This is a genomic window from Methylobacter sp. Wu8 (assembly GCF_036440755.1).
GTDB classification, from domain to species: Bacteria; Pseudomonadota; Gammaproteobacteria; order Methylococcales; family Methylomonadaceae; genus Methylobacter_A; species Methylobacter_A tundripaludum_A.
Genome location: NZ_JAZGVT010000020.1, coordinates 1 through 19,420, shown reverse-complemented (window position 1 = coordinate 19,420; position 19,420 = coordinate 1). Strand labels below are relative to the sequence as shown.

Below are 19,420 nucleotides of genomic sequence, written 5' to 3'. Positions count from 1 at the left end.
TCAATCACCGGCACCACGGCCCCCCTTAAGTTAATAACGCCGCGGATGAAACTCGGCATCCTTGGCACTTCGGTCAATTGGCCGTATTGAATGATCTCCTTGATCCGAAGTATGCTGATAGCGTAAGTCTCACCGCTCAGCATAAAGGTGAGATATTGCTGTTGTTCCTCAAGCGCCTGACTGTCGGATACCTTAGGCTTCCCGTGTGTCGCTGGTGTGATAGCGTTCATGTCAATCTCCTGAATCGTCACGAATTCGAAGTCGTTAAACTCCCGATTTTTTGCTGCGTTTTTTAGCCGCAAGCTTGAAAGGCCTAACCGTTTCGATTTTCGCCTGCCCCGGAATCGCTGAAAATACGAGTGAACTTATCTTCCTAGCGATGGTCATATTCATTGCACTTACTCCCGAATACATGAAAAAAAATAACAATTGCTTGGCCTTACCATTCGTTTTCGTTTAAACCCTAAAAAAGTGCGCGGCGCGCGCCCTGCCTGAATGAGTGTAGGGAACGCCGCACGCGCCAGAGGGGGCCTTTAAACGTTTATTCAATCCTCAGCTGCGGGTGCGTCCTGCCCAGCCATGCACTATCCCAAATCACGACCGCACCCAGTCGTCAGCCCCGTTGGCCGGGCATGCTGCTTATGCCCGACATTGACATGTTTCAATAGGCGACGGGTCTTTAACTCGACCAAAGCCGTTCCATCATTGACTATTTTGATGCGGCAGCGAGTGCTACCTCAGATGCCTCGCTTTCATGTTCAATCTGCCCCATCAGTCCCGGTACATCGACTATCAGGGCAACTTCGCCGCTGCCCAAAATGGTAAATCCGCCGATGCTTTTTTCGCCTTTAAACAGCTTGCCCAGCGGTTTAATCACGGTCTGGAACTCACCCATCAGTTTGTCCACGACCAATCCGGCTTTGTGATCGCCGTAACCCACTACCACGACGTTCTCGCGTTGCACCTGCTCGCCTTGCATGTCGAAGTGATCGCGCAGCCGCCGATACGGCAGCACTTCGCCGCGCAGGTTGAGATATTGCCCATCGCCTTCGTCGCCGGCCCACGCTCTTAATTCGACACATTCAACCACCATGTCCAGCGGGATGACGTAGGCGGCGTTACCGACGCCCACCATGAAGCCGTCGATGATGGCCAGGGTCAGCGGCAGCCGGATGCGGACGGTGCTGCCTTGGCCTTCTACGCTGTCCAGATCGACGGTGCCGCGCAAGGCCTGGATGTTGCGCCGCACCACGTCCATGCCGACGCCGCGGCCGGACAGGTTGCTGACCGCATCGGCGGTGGAAAACCCGGCTTCGAAGATCAGGTTGTAGATTTCTTTGTCGGTCAGCATTGCGCCTTCGCTGACCAGTCCGCGTTCGATGGCTTTGGCGAGGATTTTTTCTTTGTTCAAGCCGCCGCCGTCGTCGCTGACTTCGATAACGATGCTGCCTGCATCGTGATAGGCGTTGAGCATCAGCGTACCTTTGGCCGGCTTGCCGCGAGCCATACGCAGCTCGGCAGGTTCTATGCCGTGATCCATCGAGTTACGCACCAGATGGGTCAGCGGGTCGCCGATTTTTTCAACGACGGTTTTGTCGAGTTCCGTCTCTGCCCCACTGATAACCAGGTCGACATCTTTGCCCAGTTCTTTGCTGACGTCGCGCACGACGCGCTGGAAGCGGTTGAAGGTGGCGCCGATTTGCACCATGCGCAACGCCAAGGCGGAATCGCGGACTTCTTCGACCAGCCGCGACAAGGTGGCGGTGGACTCCATAAGATCGGCCATGCCGGCGCGTCGGGCGATCAGGTTGGTACCGGCTCCGGCAATGATCAGTTCTCCAACCAAATTGATCAGTTCGTCGAGTTTTTCGGCATCGACGCGAATCAGGTTGGCTTCGTTTTTTTTGTTTTCCTTGACCTGTTTTTGTTTTTCCAGGGCGGCTTCCACGACCGGCGGACTGACCATCTGCTGTTCGACCAGGACTTCACCGATCGGCCGTTGCGGATCGTCGCCGTGTTCCGATTGCAGGCGCAGGATGCTGTCCAATTCTTCCGGAGTTAAGGTGCCGCACTTGACCAGGATTTCGCCCAGGCGCATTTCCTGTTCCGGCAGCTCCTGAATCAGGCGCTGGTATTCGGAAGCTTTACTGTGCGGCGGCAAAATACGGATTAGGCAGTCGCTACGGACGAAGTTGAAAATGCTTTCTATGGCGAGTTTGTCGGCTTCGCTGCTAAAGCTGATTTCAAAACCTAAATAGCATGTTTCCGAATCCATGTGTTCGGCGTCGGGAATGGCGTCGATTAAGGTCACCAGTTGCACGATACTGCCTAAAGAGCACAGGCAGCGCACGAAGGAAAACGGATCCATGCCGTTCCTGAATACCTCCGGCCCAAAGCGCAAGGATATGTGCCAATGGTCGGTTCCGACCGCGCCGCTTTGCTCCCGCTCCAGCTTGGCTTCCTGGACTACGGGCATTTCGCCCGGATTGCCGGGCCGGTCCTCTTTTGCCCCGCCCAAATGAGCTTCCAGTTGCGCTATTAAATTGTTGCCGCGGCGGTCGGTTTCCTCGCCGGCTTGCGTGCCTTCGGCAACATGGTTGATCAATTCGCGCAAATGGTCGTGCACCTCGATAAACAATGCCGCCAACACGGAACTCATCGTTATGTCGCCGCTACGCACCCGATCCAGCACGCTTTCTGCGGCATGAGTGAACTCCACGATAGCGTCAATGCCGAACATGCCCGCCGAGCCTTTGATGGTGTGCGCAGCCCGGAAGATGGCGTTGATAATTTCAGGATCTTCCGCGGCCTGTTCTACGATTAACAGGGCTTCTTCCATTTGTTCGAGCAGTTCCCTGCACTCGACAACAAAGGTTTGTAGATATTCGTCTGGAATCATATCGATTTACCTTCTTGGGTAGGTTTACGGACGATCAGCAGCGGATCGCCGAAAAAACCGGCTAATCCTGACAAGTCCAAAAGCTCCATCACCACCGGGCTGTGGCCGGTAAAGCTCAAAACCTTACCTAACATCGCTGCTTCCTTTTTTATCATCACCAGCAGTTGCAGTCCGGCGCCGTCGAATTCATTAACCTTGGACAGGTCCAACTCCAATTCGTCATTCGTCGACAGGCCCGCCAACAAGTTATCTTTCAGTTCCAAAACGGTGTAAATGGTCAATTCGCCCACTATCACAATGCGACTGCTTGGCTGATTTTTAGTGTTTCTGTTCGCCATAAATTGCTCCCGTTGTTTATGCCTGGATAAGCTGAGAAACCGCAGCCAGTAGTTGCGGCGGCTGAAAAGGTTTGACTATCCAGGCTTTTACGCCGGCGGCTTTGCCTTCATTCATTTTCTCGGCTTGCGTTTCGGTGGTCAGCATGATGATCGGGGTGAATTTGTAGCTCGGCAGTTGTTTGGCCGTCTTAACAAAGGTGAGACCGTCCATATTGGGCATATTCACGTCACTGATAATCAGGTGTATTTTGCTGCCGTTCAGTTTGGTCAGTGCGTCCTGACCGTCGCAAGCCAAAATCACGTCGTATCCCTCGCGGGTCAGGGTGCTGTTCATCACCTGTCTGACCGAGGCTGAGTCTTCCACAAACAGTATTGTTTTTGCCATGTCAATTCCTCAGAAAAATGTAATGTTGGACTGGTTGGTCGTGATCGTTTTCTTCGCGCCATCATGCGCCGCCAGCTGCTCTTCCATCGTGTAAGTCATAACCAGCTCTTCCAGCCATTGCTCCACATCCACCGAGTGCGGTAATCCCTCGCTGGTTTCTTCGTTTTTCAACTCATTCAAATGCTGTTCAAGTTTGTTCAAGTCGTCACCGACCAGCGTCAAAATCTGGCTAACCCGATCCTGAAACTGCAAGTCAACGAAGACATCGGATATTTCATGGTTGATCGCGTTATTTTCAGTGCGCAACAGCTCGGCCGAGTCGGACAATCCTGAAGCGGCTCTGTTGAAGTGCTTCAATACCGAAGCAATAATCTGCTCCGCATTATTCAGCGTCTGCTTGTCTTGTCTGGCGAATTTCCGTGAAATTTGCAAGGTGTCTTCAATCGCCTCGTTGACCGCTTCGATGGTCTCGGTAATCTTCCTGCCGACATCGCCGGACGAGCGCGACAATTTCCGCACCTCGTCCGCGACCACCGAGAATCCGCGCCCAGTCTCTCCGGCCCGTGCCGCCTGGACGGCGGCATTCAGCGCCAGCAGATTGGTCTGACTGGCAATACTGCTGACTTCCCAGGCCATTTTGCTCAGTTGTTCGGTAAAGCCGGACAGGTCCTCAATTGAGCGTAGCAGCTGGTCCTTCTCTTGCAGCGATGCGCCCAAGGCTTTGGTGATGGCGCCCAATTCCAGTTGACTGTCCTGCAACAGTTCAACGATCCCTCCATGACAATCGTGGTCGCCTTCCACGGTATTTTGGGAGGCAATAACGGCAGCATCGAGACGTTTTGACAGGGCATCGAAACGTTGCGCTAAATCGGCTATGGACTCTTCGGTATGCACTCTGGCCATCTCGACTTGACTCGACCAGATAGGCAATACTTTTTGACATAGCGAGTCCAGGCCAACTATGCCGTACTCTTGCTTTTCATTGTCTGTCGCTTGCTGATCAAGATGCCTGGTCAAAATATCGAATCGTTGAGCCAAATCAGCAATCTGCGATTCGACCGAAAACGGCTCGATCTTGGTTTGCGCTGTTTTTTGTTCATCCTGTGCGCCGAAACGCATTGATAACGCGTTGAATCGTTGCGTTAAATCAGTCATTAATGTTTCGATATGCTTGCGTTCTATCTGAACTTGCTCGGCGCAGGTCCGGTCAACAGCTTCGCTATGAGACTCTTGCAACGCATTGATTTTAATATCATGCTCCTGCATCAATCGTTCAAGCAGGCTGTGCTCGATAGCTTGCAACGACAGCCGATAGCGGCGCCGGCTCCAGAAATACAAGCCAACAGTCATAACGATCAAACCCGCCGGCATTACCAAGCCGCTCATTGCAAAACGATAAGCCGCCGCGGAACCTAGCGCACTCAGCCCGCCGCAGATCAATAATGGAAATGCGAGCCAATAATCATTGCGATAAAATTTCATCGATTCGTCCATTTTGCAATGCCCTCCACTTAACGGTTACCTGGCTTTTTGATTCGTTTCTTTGATGCAAAAACTCAGTTGTTCCTTGTTTACCCAAGCTTTTGAAAAAACCTAACCTTAAGCACTTTATGTAACGTACAATTACGCAAAAATTTGCATATATTCAACAATTTACAGAATCAAATAGGACTAAAAAATTTCCTGATTTAATCGAGTGAGTTTAGTGTGAACGATTTCGTCAGCAGCCACAATCAGCCAAAACCGAATTCAACTAGGGATCGCCCTATGCTTAAACCGCCTACGGTTGTAAGGAATGGACTACAAAAGAAAGTTTATGCTTACTCAAAAGTAATCTATAACTTACATAGAACCGATTGCCTGTGCTGTATCTCTTATGGCTCAAGCGCGCATTTCCCCTAATGACTCATCGTCAGAAATGACGTAATTCGACGGTGTTATGCCCTACACCGTTAACCGAGATCCCTGTAGGGAGGCCTGATATTTTGTAACTCACCCATTTTTCCATGAGCCTAAAAAATACAGTTGAACGCGCAACAATCCCGTTTGCCGGAGCGGCGGAGTTTTGAACCTAAAGAAATCAGTTCAGCCCTCAAAAGTAACGCTCAAAATGAGTCGCCCGAATTCTAGTGAGTACAGTCAGCCTTGAAAATGAGGCATATTGCCGGGCAATATGCCTCCACAAATGGGCGTTAAATGCTTATTATCTTAGTTTGCGCTATAAGAACGCATCAAAATGGCGTGGGCTAGACTTAAGCAAACGACTAAATGATTAAACCGCAGTATTTAACACAGAAAAATCAGAGCATATTACATACTACTGATCGAATGAGTGCCGAAGCTAAAATACCTAAAACAGGAATCGCTAAGGAATGATTTTGATGAGGTTTTTAATCCGCCATGCCGTGGGCGATAGCGTATTGCATGAGCTTGACATCGCTATCGAGATACATTTTTTGCATCAGCCGCGCCTTGTGGGTGCTGACAGTCTTGCTGCTGATATTGAGTTCACGGGCGATTTCGTTGACCTTTTGTCCTTTGCCCAGCATGCGCAGGATGACAAGTTCCCTGCCGGACAATAGCTCATGAAGTTGCATCGTCGTGGCGCTACCGGCCTCGAATGCGATATTTTCTGCAATATCTCCGGCAATAAAGCGTCCTCCGGCAGCCACTTTGCGTACCGCACTCAGCAAATCCTGAGGCGAACTATCCTTGGTCATATACCCCGAAGCACCGGCTTTAAGCATGCTTGTGACAACAGACGACTCGTTGTGCATGCTCAGCATCAGAATCGGCGGGCTGTTTGGCAGCTTCTTGATTTTCTTTACCAGCTCATCGCCATGAATGCCGGGAATGGTGACGTCTAGCAGAACCAGATCGGCCGTCTTGTTCTGCAGAATTTCCAGGGCTTCTTCGCCCTCTCTGGCCTCCCCACTGACAACGATGTCATCTTCCCCATCGAACAGCTGTTTTAATCCTTCGCGCATCAGCTCATGATCATCCACAATTAATAATCGTATCATCTTGATTACTCGCTTCAATTTTTGGTTGTGTTTGATTGTTTAAATTTGAATGGCAATTCACCCCCTATTCAAGGCCGACTTCTTGCTATTCCTTGATGAGTATATCCGTACTCCGCCTCTGCTGACAACGACGCCCCAGCTCCAGGCAAGTTTCATCCTGTTCCTCGATAGGTATGCGTAATTTCAATACCATACCGCCACTTTCAGCCTGGATAATATCCAATGTTCCGTTCAGACCCAGTGTACGCTCCTGCATGCCGATTATACCGAGGGAACCGCGTCTGCCGACACGGGCCGGGTCGAAACCTTTGCCGTTGTCCTGCACGTCCACTTTACAGACACCCGCTTCATTGCGTAACGTAATATCGACGCGATCAGCCCCGGAATGGCGCAGCACATTGGTGAGCGATTCCTGGATGATGCGGAATACCTCTATAGCCCGGCTTTCGTCCAGCGGAAAATCATCATTAGACACATGCAACTCGCAAACAATGCCGGTACTCTCGGTATATTCCTTCACCATCCATTCCAGAGCGGAAACGATGCCGGAGCTCAACATCACAGGGCGCAGACGGGTAGCAAGGTCACGTACCATCAGGATGGCGCGATCCATCACACTAACCATTTTTTGCGCCTTATCTCGTAAATCAGGATTAGCGTCGCCAAAACGGAAATCGAGGGTTGTGACATTGAGCCGCAGCACGCTGAGCAGCTGGCCCAGTTCATCGTGAATTTCACGGCCGATGCGTTTGCGCTCTTCCTCGCGATCCTTTTCGCGCTTGGCGGTCAATGCGCGCAACTGGGCGCGCGATTCTTCCAGATGGCGTTCGGTCGCCTTGATCTCGGTGATATTATGACCTATAGCCAGGGCACCGATAACCTGACCTTCACCATCATATTCCGCTACCGCTCGTGTGTCATAACTGACCCGACCACCATCCGGCGCATTCCATTCGAGCAAGATATGCCCCGGCTCCCCAGTCACCATCACACGCTTGAGCCAATCCATATATTCCTCGCATGGAATCAGCGGTTTCCAAATTTCAGCAGGGGTTTTATTCCATATCCTTGCCAACGGGATACCGACTTCCCGCGCATAAGCCGGATTGAGATAAATACGGCGGTAATCTCGATCGTAACGCACGATGATGTCAGGCAAATTTTCCGCCAAGGTTCGAAACTCCCGCTCACGCCGCCTCAGCTCTTGTTCCAGCCGTTTCTGCTCGGTGTAATCGCGGCCAATAGCGATTGCACCTGTCACCTGGCCGTATTGATCCAGTTCCGGCACTAACCGGATCAAATCGTAGGAAGCACGGCTACTGCCGGGCAGTTTGCCGATCATCTCAAAATTCGCCGGCTTCCCGGTAGCGATAACCTGCGCCAATACGTCCTGATAATCCCGCATAATCCTGCTTTGCGGAAACAACTCGTCGGTACGCTTGCCCTCTACCTGCTCAGTAGTCAACTTAAGGGTACGCTCCAGTACCGGGTTTATATAGAGCAACCGTGTTTCACTGTCATGACGAATGATCTTGTCCGGCGCATTCTCGGCCAGGGTGCGGAATTGGCGCTCCCGCTCCGCCAGCGCATTCTGCAAGCGACGGCGTTCGGTTATATCAGAGGAACAGCTGTACCAGATAATGCGGCCATCGGCTTCCCGTACCGGCGTGGTGCGGGACTCTACCCATACTTCACCTCTGGTCGGGTGGTTGACGCGGTATTCGTGACAGAAAATCGTCATGGTGCGGGCTGCCACATCGATTACCTGAATCAACGAAGGCAAATCCTCAGGATGGATACGCGCCAGCAAATCCGAGGCGCCATCCTTGACCTCCTCGAAATCCAACCCGAAAAGATCACGAAGACCAAGGCTGGCATAAACGACATTAACGCCGCCGCCCGGACGATGTCGGACAGCCGTCAGGACACCGGGGATACTGTTCGACAAGTTAAGAAGCAACCGCTCCACCCGATGCTGCTTGGTAATGTTGCGCCCAATTGCCAAAGCACCGACTATCTCGCCATCAGGCCCGAATTCCGATACGAATCGAACATGGTAATAACTGAAATTTTCACCGTCGTCCAGTACGCTCAGCTCCATCTCGTCACTCTGCCCTGTTCTGATAACCGCCTCGGCTTTAGCCTGATATTCATCATAATATCCACCAAGATTTAGCTCCATAGGCGTCTTACCCAACACCTCCCCAGACGTATCCAAGACCTTCTCAAACTGGGGATTTATGTAAAGTACGCGACATTGCAAATCGTAGCGGGCGATGATGTCAGGGGAGTGTTCCGCCAAGGCGCGGAACTTCTGCTCACTCGAAACCAAAGCCTGCTGTGCGCTCCGCTCATCGTCGACCTGCTGGCATAACTGGCATGACTGGCTGCGCCTACTGAACTTGGCGGCAAACTTTTCCAATGCTTTAAGGCTTTTGCGTAATTGCATATTGCATCTCTCCTTGTTTTTTCATGACGCCCAATATAATGAGAGTTGATCTGCGCAATAGCCTGTCTGAGTTGGTGATGCAATCGCCCCCTCTGCGGCCTGTTATCGTTAACATACCAGGATTTTTCGCGAAAGCTACAATGAATCGATCCGTTTTTAGCTGCGAAAAATGACATTGTTGTACGCAATGTACGCGAAAAATACCAAAATCACAGTATAACAGTGCAGGCTGCGTAGCCTAACAAGTAACGCCGGCACTTCCTGAACAGGGTATTACAGATTCTTCTCTGCGCCAACTTCCCAAATCAGTTTTTTCATGGCTCGCATATTTCCGAGTGAACAGCGCGTAACATCAGTTAATAAGACCAACATATTCAACGGCCGCTCAAAGCGGGAGATATTGGACACTTTAGTTTATAGCCCATTAGTTCCCAGCCTGTGAAATAGACATAGCGGCAATAGAGTAAGCGCTTAAGCCCTCCTACCGGCAATCCCTTGCCACTTTGCCGCGTCAACTTTACGGCGCATCACGACTAAATACCAAAATAAAAAAGACAACCATTTGATTATTAAAATTATTTATCTAAATGGCACAGGCTTCGCTTTAGCTATTGCAACGTAATGCATCAATCCACGAGGAAGCGATCATGGCCAATAAATCAGCAAACTTAGCGATTATCAGCAACAACACTTTTGAAGCAACAAAAGCAATCAACCTGGATAATTATGACATCAGCAGCGCCTTGCAAACGACTCTGGAATTTAATGAGCTGATCGCTATTTTCAGCAGCAAAATCGCCAACAAAATTCCTCATAGCGCTTATGTTTATATCAATCCTGAATTTGACCTGGAAATAAAAAGCGGCGTTTTTACACGGCATTCCTGCAACTACGCACTTAAGGTCGAGCAACAACAACTGGGCGAATTAAAGCTGATGAGCAACCACAGATTCAGCGATGCCGATCTTCAGGTGCTGGAAACAATGCTTTGCTGCTTAATTTATCCGTTGAAAAATGCAACCTTATTTCATCAAGCGTTAAAAATGGCTTATACGGATCCGCTGACCCAAACCCATAACAGAGCTTCGTTTAACGATTCCATTAGCCGGGAAATGAGTCTTGCCGTGCGCAATGCCAAAAATTTGTCGGTTATTTTCTTTGACATCGATCATTTTAAAACCATCAACGATACCTACGGCCACGATTGCGGAGACACCACGCTAGCGCTGAGTGCAAAATGGATTAAAGAAAACCTGAGAGACAGCGATATTGTGTTCCGTTATGGCGGCGAAGAATTCGTGATCTTATTAAGCGATACCGACGCTCACGGCGCGGAATTGCTGGCTGAACGGATTCGCGCCTCAATTGAGCATCACACAATCGCTTACGGCATGGAAGCGGTTAAAATCACTGCAAGCCTGGGTGTCAGCACCTTACGCGAAAATGATACGATCGAGTCTTTCATCAAACGCGCTGATGACGCCATGTATACCGCTAAAAAAAGAGGCCGAAACCAAGTTGTCTCAAGCAAATGAATCAAAGACAAATCGGGTTGCACCCCGGCACGATTGTGCCTTGCGGGTAAACCCGAATCGCGCCGTTAATGTTTTCCAGGCTTATGAGTCTTAAATTCGGGTTTTGATGTGCGCACCGGCTTTTCTCCCTCCATACCGGCAAATTCAAACAACAATTCCAGTTCTTTATCAGTCAGTTCATAGAATGTACGGGCTTTCAATCGCTCGGGCAATACCACCGGCCCATAGCGCACGCGCATCAAGCGGCTGACGATCACTTCCTGCGACTCCCACAAACGCCTTACCAGTCTGTTGCGGCCTTCGGTAACGACAACGTTGTACCATTTATTGGCGCCTTCCCCCCCGAAAAACCGAATATCGTCAAACTTGGCTTTGCCGTCTTCAAGTTCCACGCCCTGCTTGAGTTTGGCCAGGGTAGCGTCTGAAACCTCGCCCAAAATGCGCACCGCATATTCACGCTCCACTTCCGTTGACGGATGCATCAATCGATTGGCCAGCTCGCCGTTATTGGTGACCAATAACAATCCCGAGGTATTGATGTCCAGGCGGCCAACGGCTATCCAGCGGCTGACAGACAGTTTCGGCAGTTGCGTAAAAATAACCGGCCGACCTTCCGGGTCGCGGCGCGTAACCACTTCGCCGACAGGTTTGTGATAAAGCAACACACGGGTGGGCTGCTCGACAAATTTTTCCCAGTGAACAACCCGGTCATTGATCGTCAAATGATCGCCGTCCTTCAACCGGTCGCCCAAACCGACAGGGTTGCCGTTAATCTTCAAGCGCCCTTCATCTATCCAGCGTTCGATTTCGCGCCGGGAGCCGACGCCACCGCGCGCCAATACTTTCTGGATACGCTCTCCATCGACCGGCTGATTCGCGTCAATTTTTTTCGACGCCACGGCAGCCTTGCCTTCAGTCTGTTTAGGAGACCTGCTCGCCGGTTTCGCTGTCGTCGGCTTTGGCGGCCTGTTCGGCTGTTTCGCTGAGCTGTTCGATGGTTTCGGCGATCTGTTCGGTTGTTTCTTGCTGTTCACTCTTTACCTGCATGGGTTGTTGCGTATTATCTAACGACAAATCAAGCTGCTGAATCTCTTGCAATGTCGGCAGTTCATTTAATGATGAAATATTAAAATAATCCAAAAATTGTTTGGTTGTGCCGTATAAAGCCGGCCTGCCCGGCACCTCTTTGTGCGCCACCACCCGGATCCACTCGCGCTCAAGCAGCGTATGAATGATATTGGAGCTGACGCCGACACCGCGAATATCTTCAATATCTCCGCGTGTTGCCGGTTGACGATAGGCGATAATCGCCAGCGTCTCCAGCAATGCGCGGGAATATCGTGGCGGCTTTTCTTCAAACAACCTCGATACCCAGCGCGACAATTCCTGCTTGACCTGAAAACGATAACCGCTGGCTACCCGCTTTAATTCAACCGGCCTGAATCGATAATCCTCTTTGATCGCCTCGCAAGCGTCCTGTATTTCCTGTAGCGGCGGCTGCTCGATTTCAGGAAAAACCTGTTGCAGCTGTTTGCAGGTCATCGGGCGGTTTGCTGCGAATAAAATGGCTTCAACTACACGTTTAATTTCCACATTAATGTCACGTTGTTCAGTTACGGAAGACCTGTCCTGAGTTGTCTCGGCCGGCGATGGCTCAGCTCTCGGCGGTGGCGGCGGTTCTGACGCGTAATTCGGCAAAGGGCTCGGGCTGGATAATATCGATGAGTCGTTCTTTGCTGAGTTCGAGGATGGCCAGAAACGAGACAACGACTCCGTGTCGACCTTCTTTTCGGATAAATAATTGCGAGAAAAGGAGACTATCCGCTCCTTTAAGGTTTTCCAAAATGGTTGACATGCGTTCACGGACAGATAAGGGTTCTTTGGTAATTTGATGGTGACTGAGCTGCTCGACTCTTTTAAGTACGTCCTGAAACGCCAGCAGCATTTCTTTTAGCTGAATATCCGGCAAGTTTTGTTCGGCACTTTTCAGGGCCGAAACATCGACGTTGATTTCAAATATATCACGTTCAACTCTGGGCAACTGATCAATTTCTTCAGCCGCATTTTTAATCAGCTCATATTCCTGCAACCGGCGAATCAACGTTGCTCTCGGGTCTTCCTCTTCGTCTTCGGCATCGGGCTGCCTAGGCAACAGCATTCTTGACTTGATTTCCGCCAACAGCGCGGCCATCACCAGATATTCCGCCGCCAGCTCCAGGTTTAATTCAGTCATCACCTGAATATAGGCGATGTATTGATGAGTGATCCGGGCTATCGGTATGTTGACAATATCCAGATTCTGCCTTCGTATCAGGTACAGCAATAAATCCAGCGGCCCCTCAAAGGTTTCCAGCAGCACTTCCAGTGCATCAGGCGGGATATAAAGATCGTCCGGCAGCTTGTTAAAAGGCGCACCGTTAACGATCGCAAACGCCGGCGGCGGATCTAAAACTTCGACTGCGTCTTGGCTCATATGCTCGCTTTCAAGCGCTAGCTTTGCGAATACAGGAAAGGTCGCCGAAAAACAAAAACAAACCTTACAACCCGGCAATCGAAAAGAACGCTTGCTGTGCAACAAACATCGGATAAGCCAAAATCAGGCCCAAAACCTTCGTGTATAACAGCACCAGCAAAATAACAAACCCGAAACGCTCCAGGCGGTTGTATTGCCACGCCCAGTAACTGGGCAAAATGCCGGTCAGAATCCGGCTGCCGTCCAACGGCGGAATCGGCAACAGATTAATCAGCGCCAGCACCAGGTTAATCGAAATACCGGCAACTCCGGTATAAATCAGCGGCAATGAAACGGCTTCGGCTTGCATACCTATCGTCACCCCCACCCTGGCTATTAACGCCCAACCGACAGCCATCAACAAATTGGAAACAGGACCCGCCAAAGCGACTATCGCCATATCGCGCCTAGGATTTTTAAAATTCCGCGGATCGACGGGGACCGGCTTTGCCCAGCCGAAAATAAAACCGGAAAAAGAAAGCAGCAGCAAACCGGGGATAATAAGGGTTCCGAGCACATCGATATGCTTGATCGGGTTTAAGGTCAGCCTGCCCAGCATCGAAGCGGTGTTATCGCCGTATTTTTTCGCTACCCAGCCATGCGCCACTTCATGCACGGTAATTGCGAAAATGACCGGCAAAATCCAGACTACTATGCGTTGCAACAGCGTCAATTCATCCATCATGCCTGCATCCTCATCAGCTCAACATCGGCGCAAGGCCCTTGCCCTGCCTGATGATCTCGGCGCCATTAGCGGAAAACTCGATAATAGTCGTTTGTTCAAACTCAATAATACCGGCGTCAATGATCAAATCCAGCTCATGGTCCAATTTATCCTTGATTTCATAAGGGTCGGTCAGCGCCTCATCCTCTCCCGGCAACATCAACGTAGAACTGAACAAAGGCTCGCCCAACTCCTGCACCAGCAATTGCGCGACTGGGTGGCCGGGAACGCGTATGCCTATGGTTTTTTTCTTCGGATGCTGCAACCGGCGCGGCACCTCGCGCGTAGCATCCAAAATAAAGGTGAAAGCGCCCGGCGTTAACGCCTTAATCAACCGGTATGCATCATTGCTGATTTTGGTAAACATCGACACCTGGGCCAAGTCTTTACACACCAGAGTAAAATTATGCTTATCGTCCAACTGCCGGATACGGCGGATTTTATCCAGCGCCTGCTTATCGCCTATATGACAGGCGATCGCATACGAAGAATCCGTCGGGTAAACGATAACGCCGCCCTTACGGATTATTTCCACGGCGCGATGTATCAAACGCAGCTGCGGACTTTCCGGGTGTATTTCAAAAAACTGAGCCATTTATTGAATGCCAGGTTGTGGAATATTGGGCGATTATAGCGTACATCCGCACAAGCTTGCAGTTGAAAACCGCGCAGATGTCAAACAGCATCAGAAACTTAAGCCCGCCAACACCTTCCCCAACCGCGGCAGCATTCAAAAATAGCGGCAATTTAAAATTTCAGGCGTATGCTTACCCGCCCGTAAAAATATCTGGACGGCCGGGGCAGCTTTGGAATAGCTTATTGCCTGACCACCATCAAACGGTTTTAGAACAGACAAGCCACGTCTTGCAAACGAATCAATGACAATTAAAAAAAACCATGCAACCGGCGCCGATGCCCGCCGCTCGTGAACGAGAAGATGCAATGACGATTTATGACCGCTCTTCACGATTTTCCAAAAACCTCTGGCTGACCTTGGCCATGTTTATTATTTTCGCGGTTGTTTTTGTCATGTACGTCCAGGCGGAAAAACAGATTGATCACGCCCTCGAAACTCGGCTTCAATCGTTCTTGCTGGCCGATGAATTGCGTCAGTCATCCGACGATCTTTCCCGTATGGCCCGCAGCTACGTGACAACCGGCAACCCCATTTACAAACAATATTTTCAGGAAATCCTCGACATTCGCGAAGGCAAAAAGCCCCGCCCCGTTGATTATCACAACATCTATTGGGATCTGGTGCTGACTGACGGCCGTCGACCGCGGCCGGATAGCGGACAAACGATTGCCTTGCTGGAACTGATGCGGCAAGCGGGATTTACCGACCAGGAATTAGCCAAACTGGCGGAAGCCAAGGCCAATTCCGACGCGTTGACCGACACCGAACATGCCGCGATGAAGTTGGTCGAATCAACGCCGCCGGCTACCGAAGCCGACCGCATCAAAGCCAGCCGCATGTTGTCCGATGAGCATTATCATCAAGCCAAAGCCGACATCATGCGACCGATCAACGAGCTCTACCGGATAATCAATCAGCGCAGCCTGGATGCCGTGCATACCGCCACGGCCACCGCCTCACTTTTGCGTGCGGCGTTCATCGCCTTCGGTGTGCTGCTGGTCGTTCTGCTCTGGCGCAGTTACCGGGTTTTACATACCACGCTGGGCGGCTCGGTGGACAATCTGCAAAAGCATATCGCCCGCCTCGGCAGCGGGGATTTTGAACGCCCGATTCCCGTCGGCGAAGGCATGAAAAACAGCGTCATGGCCTGGCTATCGGAAACCCAAGCCAAACTGGCTCAGCTCGATAACGAACACAAACAGGATGAAGCGAAAAATCAACGCCTGACCCAGCTTTACGCCGCACTGAGCCAGTGCAATCAAGCCATCGTGCGTTCAAATAATGAAGCCGAGCTGTTTGCTCAAATCTGCCGCGACGCGGTGATCTTCGGCGGCATGAAGATGGCGTGGATAGGCATGCTGGATGAACCGAGTAAAAAGGTCAGGCCGATTGCCTGTTATGGCAGCGGCACCGAATACCTGGACGGAATCAACATCTCGGTTGATGAACACGACCCTGCCGGGCGCGGCCCAACCGGAATCTCCATGCGTGAAGACCGCCCCTTCTGGTGTCAGGATTTTCAGTACGACCCGGTCACGGCGGTCTGGCATGAACGCGGCTCAACGTATGGCTGGAAAGCGTCCGCCGCGCTACCGCTGCACAAAAACGGCGCGGTTATCGGCGTTTTCACACTCTATGCTTCCGGGATCGATTTCTTTGATGAACCCGCACGCAACCTGCTGGATGAAATGGTGATGGATATCGACTTCGCGTTAAATAACTTTGAGCGCGAAGCACAACGCAATCATGCTGAAAATGCGCTTGCAGAGTCGCACAATCTACTCCAAACCATCATCGACACCGCGCCCATAAGCATTTTCTGGAAGGATAAGCAATGCCAGTACATGGGTTGCAACCCGGCTTTTGCCAGAGATGCGGGCGAAGCCTCGCTGAACAATATAATCGGCAAGAACGACTTTCAGCTGTGCTGGAAAAAACACGCCGAATTATATCAAGCCGACGACCAACAGGTCATGGCTACAGGCATCTCCAAATTGGCCTACGAACAGCTTATAACCACGCCTGACGGAAAAATCACCTGGCTGCGCACGTCTAAAGTACCCCTTCAAAATCAGGCTAGCGAAGTTACCGGTGTTTTAGGGGTATCCGAGGACATCACCGAGCAAAAACAGGCCGAGGAACATATTCAGTACCTGGTGAATTTCGACCCGCTCACCGGGCTGCCGAATCGTACCCGGCTCAACGATCACCTCAAATACGCCCTCGGCTTGGCGAAGCGCACCAATGGACAATTGGCCTTGATGTTTCTTGACCTTGACCACTTCAAGGACATTAACGACACCCTCGGCCACAGTGTCGGCGACGCCTTGCTGGTTGAGCTGGCGAAACGCCTGCGTGCAACTGTGTATAAAGAAGATACCGTGACGCGCCTGGGCGGGGACGAATTCATTTTCCTGCTACCCGGCACCGAGGCGCGTGCCGCCGCTCATGTGGCGCAAAAACTGTTGGACGCCATCGCCGAGCCCTTTCGGATTGAGCATTACGACCTGACCCTGACCGCATCAATCGGCATTGCGCTCTATCCCGGCGATGGCGATGATCTGGAAACGCTGTCCAAGTCTGCCGATATCGCCATGTATCGCGCCAAACAGGAAGGCCGCCACAGCTTCTGCTTCTTTACTCCGGAAATGCATGCCCGTCTGGCGCGTAATCTACAGCTGGTCAGCGCCCTGCGCCAGGCCTTGAATCTCGGCCAATTTGAAATTCACTACCAGCCGCAAGTGTCCATAGCCGACGGCCGGATTATCGGGGCGGAAGCCTTGCTGCGTTGGCGGCATCCCGAACTGGGAACGGTGTCGCCCGCCGAATTCATCCCGGTCGCGGAAGACAGCGGACTGATTTTACCGATCGGGGAATGGGTGCTCAGGTGCGCCGTGCGGCAAGCGAAAGCATGGCTGGAAACCGGCTTAGCGCCATTGATCATGGCCGTAAATCTGTCGGTGGTGCAGTTTCGTCATCCCGACCTGCCCAAGCTGGTTACCCGCATACTCGACGAAGAAGGCTTGCCGCCCGAATATCTGGAACTCGAACTGACCGAAGGCGTGGCCATGCAGAACCCGCAAGGCGCGATCGACGTCATGAACAATCTGCACGAATGCGGCATCCGAATGTCTATTGATGACTTCGGCACCGGTTATTCGTCGCTGAGTTACCTAAAAAAGTTTAAGGTTTACAAGCTCAAGATCGACCAGTCTTTTGTGCGGGACATCAGCACCGACCCTGAAGACAAAGCTATTGTCATCGCCGTCATCAGCCTGGCCCGGAGCCTGGGCCTAAAAACCATTGCCGAAGGCGTGGAAACGGCGGAACAATTGGCTTTCCTGCGTAATCAGGGGTGTAACGAGATGCAGGGCTATTTATTCAGCAAGCCGTTACCCGCTGAGCAGTTTGAAGCGTTACTGAAGCGGGATACTGATTAAGCGTGAGAATTGGGCGTAGACAGGCGCAATGACTAACAAATAATAAAAGGCCACGATCAGACCGGAGCCTCTGGAGTTCATGGTGTCCAGGGGCGAAATCGAAGATTCTCAATTACATGCCCTAAAAAACTCCGGTACCGGCTCCGGGGTAACCGGAAGTAAAGCTTCGTTCAAAAAAACGGCTATTAGCGTTTCAATAGACAAGACAGTGCCGGGAGCAGAACTACGTTATTCCCAACTGATCGCGAAGGCCATTGGTGAACATCCGGTTACGACCCCTAGTTGACATTCGAAGCTTTGCGCTCAATGTCGGCAGGGATTCAATTAGCAGCCATTCAACGCAAAGCTCAGTTGCCGCCGCGATAGCGGCGGTCAACTGGAGCGTTGAGTTAGGCTTAGTTGCTTCTCGATTGATGGGCTTCGTACCTCAGCCCGTCCTATTGCACTACGGGATTGCAGCTTACCGCGTTACGGATTATGCCTTTCCGCGTTAAAACCCTTTACCATTTACTTTACTTCGTTGGAATGATAAATCGCTCAATTATCGCAGGACCTAGAGTTTCGGCTATACCTTTTAAAGATTTAGTCCTATGGTCACTTGAAGTGATAAAATATTTTTTTAATTCAATATCATGTACAGATATATGTCTACAGCCTTGATGAGCGATATATGGAAATTGGCTAGGATGGTCGTAACATTCTCCTTGTGTTCGCCCCAAGCCACCTTTCACCTGTCCGTACACAATCCCGAATATATCGGTTACGTTAGATCCGTTGATTTGTCTACATGATGAAGAGGTGTCAGTCAAATCGTTAGCTATAGTAATATACTCGCGAAGCAGTTTCTGCACTGTTTCTGGTTTTGCATCAGCGTAATAAAGATGTAAATAGGCTAGGTTTTGATCTAAAGGCTCTAGTGTTTCTCCTCCGAATACATTAGTCGCTACATTATTTAAATCGTTAAATGATAAGCTACTAATATCGCCTGCATTAAATGAAGGTGCGCAAGGGAGAATTTCTATTCCACCCGCTACCGCAACATTCACGCCGTCAAATACTGTCGGGTCATCGTGACTCCATTTCCAAAATGAAAGACCTTCGGTTAGATCATGCGCAGAAACAATTTGGTAACTTATCCCATCTTTTTCTATCTCGGCACTATACGCAATAGATAAGTTGAGAAAAATTGATGTTAAAACTAAAAACCTCCAAACAAACCGTTTCGTTCTGAAACAGAATAACTCAAAATATTCAATCAAAATTCCCATTGTATGTTCTCCAACGGCATCGGAAAAATATCCAATAATGTGTTGCCTAACGTCATATTCAGCGGCGGAGCGGAGTCCGCTGGAATAGCTTGTTGGACGAAGCCGCTACCGCGGAGAACACCCCGCTGAACAGCCCCCGATAAAACAATTAAAATTTAACCTCAAGCCCTCATCAGAGGGATCGTTTATCATCAAACAATGAGGTTGCCA

The 19,420-nt window shown here is 50.8% G+C and carries 16 protein-coding genes; 2 read left to right on the top strand and 14 right to left on the bottom strand.

Translation table 11 applies throughout. The annotated features are described in order from the left end of the window. From V3O24_RS00910 to V3O24_RS00875, 8 genes are all read right to left on the bottom strand, one after another. The coding region (locus V3O24_RS00910; protein ID WP_331305750.1) for a chemotaxis protein CheW at window positions 1-230 on the bottom strand (230 nt) is incomplete at its 3' end. A gap of 34 nt (window positions 231-264) precedes the next feature. Continuing rightward, window positions 265-393 carry a hypothetical protein gene (locus V3O24_RS00905; protein ID WP_331305749.1) on the bottom strand — a complete coding sequence of 43 codons (129 nt, stop codon included), beginning with the start codon at window positions 391-393 and terminating at the stop codon, window positions 265-267. A gap of 316 nt (window positions 394-709) precedes the next feature. Then, window positions 710-2,899, bottom strand: coding sequence for a chemotaxis protein CheA (locus V3O24_RS00900; RefSeq protein WP_331305748.1), 2,190 nt, complete (start codon window positions 2,897-2,899; stop codon window positions 710-712). Continuing rightward, complete coding sequence (locus V3O24_RS00895; protein ID WP_331305747.1) at window positions 2,896-3,237, bottom strand: STAS domain-containing protein; 342 nt, start codon at window positions 3,235-3,237, stop codon at window positions 2,896-2,898. The genes V3O24_RS00900 and V3O24_RS00895 overlap by 4 nt, the downstream gene beginning before the upstream one ends. Window positions 3,238-3,253: 16 nt before the next feature. Beyond that, window positions 3,254-3,622, bottom strand: coding sequence for a response regulator (locus V3O24_RS00890; protein ID WP_331305746.1), 369 nt, complete (start codon window positions 3,620-3,622; stop codon window positions 3,254-3,256). A 9-nt stretch (window positions 3,623-3,631) separates the two neighbouring features. Continuing rightward, window positions 3,632-5,104, bottom strand: coding sequence for a methyl-accepting chemotaxis protein (locus tag V3O24_RS00885; protein ID WP_331305745.1), 1,473 nt, complete (start codon window positions 5,102-5,104; stop codon window positions 3,632-3,634). A 908-nt stretch (window positions 5,105-6,012) separates the two neighbouring features. Then, a complete protein-coding gene (locus tag V3O24_RS00880) occupies window positions 6,013-6,645 on the bottom strand; it encodes a response regulator transcription factor (RefSeq protein ID WP_331305743.1) in 633 nt (210 codons plus the stop codon). Between the two features lie 85 nt (window positions 6,646-6,730). Further along, entirely contained in the window at window positions 6,731-9,094 is a 2,364-nt protein-coding gene (locus V3O24_RS00875; RefSeq protein WP_331305742.1) for a PAS domain-containing protein, read from the bottom strand. Window positions 9,095-9,741: 647 nt separating this feature from the next. On the opposite strand from V3O24_RS00875, the gene V3O24_RS00870 reads away from it, so the two are divergent. After that, on the top strand, window positions 9,742-10,629 hold the full coding sequence (locus V3O24_RS00870) for a GGDEF domain-containing protein (RefSeq protein ID WP_331305741.1): 888 nt from the start codon (window positions 9,742-9,744) through the stop codon (window positions 10,627-10,629). A gap of 65 nt (window positions 10,630-10,694) precedes the next feature. Here the strand turns inward: V3O24_RS00870 and rluB are convergent, their stop codons facing one another. From rluB to V3O24_RS00845, 5 genes are all read right to left on the bottom strand, one after another. Continuing rightward, window positions 10,695-11,528, bottom strand: a complete 834-nt coding sequence (gene rluB, locus V3O24_RS00865) for a 23S rRNA pseudouridine(2605) synthase RluB (RefSeq protein WP_331305740.1) — start codon at window positions 11,526-11,528, stop codon at window positions 10,695-10,697. Between the two features lie 22 nt (window positions 11,529-11,550). After that, window positions 11,551-12,222 carry an SMC-Scp complex subunit ScpB gene (scpB, locus tag V3O24_RS00860; protein WP_331305739.1) on the bottom strand — a complete coding sequence of 224 codons (672 nt, stop codon included), beginning with the start codon at window positions 12,220-12,222 and terminating at the stop codon, window positions 11,551-11,553. A 61-nt stretch (window positions 12,223-12,283) separates the two neighbouring features. Continuing rightward, window positions 12,284-13,102, bottom strand: coding sequence for a ScpA family protein (locus V3O24_RS00855; protein WP_104421905.1), 819 nt, complete (start codon window positions 13,100-13,102; stop codon window positions 12,284-12,286). A 64-nt stretch (window positions 13,103-13,166) separates the two neighbouring features. Then, window positions 13,167-13,826, bottom strand: coding sequence for a site-2 protease family protein (locus V3O24_RS00850; protein ID WP_331305738.1), 660 nt, complete (start codon window positions 13,824-13,826; stop codon window positions 13,167-13,169). A 13-nt stretch (window positions 13,827-13,839) separates the two neighbouring features. Further along, entirely contained in the window at window positions 13,840-14,460 is a 621-nt protein-coding gene (locus V3O24_RS00845) for an L-threonylcarbamoyladenylate synthase (protein WP_104421907.1), read from the bottom strand. A 347-nt stretch (window positions 14,461-14,807) separates the two neighbouring features. Here V3O24_RS00845 and V3O24_RS00840 point away from each other — a divergent pair, with 347 nt between their 5' ends. Further along, on the top strand, window positions 14,808-17,942 hold the full coding sequence (locus tag V3O24_RS00840) for an EAL domain-containing protein (protein ID WP_331305737.1): 3,135 nt from the start codon (window positions 14,808-14,810) through the stop codon (window positions 17,940-17,942). Window positions 17,943-18,454: 512 nt separating this feature from the next. Here the strand turns inward: V3O24_RS00840 and V3O24_RS00835 are convergent. Further along, window positions 18,455-19,210: a hypothetical protein gene (locus tag V3O24_RS00835; protein ID WP_331305736.1), complete on the bottom strand. Its 756-nt coding sequence runs from the start codon at window positions 19,208-19,210 to the stop codon at window positions 18,455-18,457. Window positions 19,211-19,420: the final 210 nt, after the last annotated feature.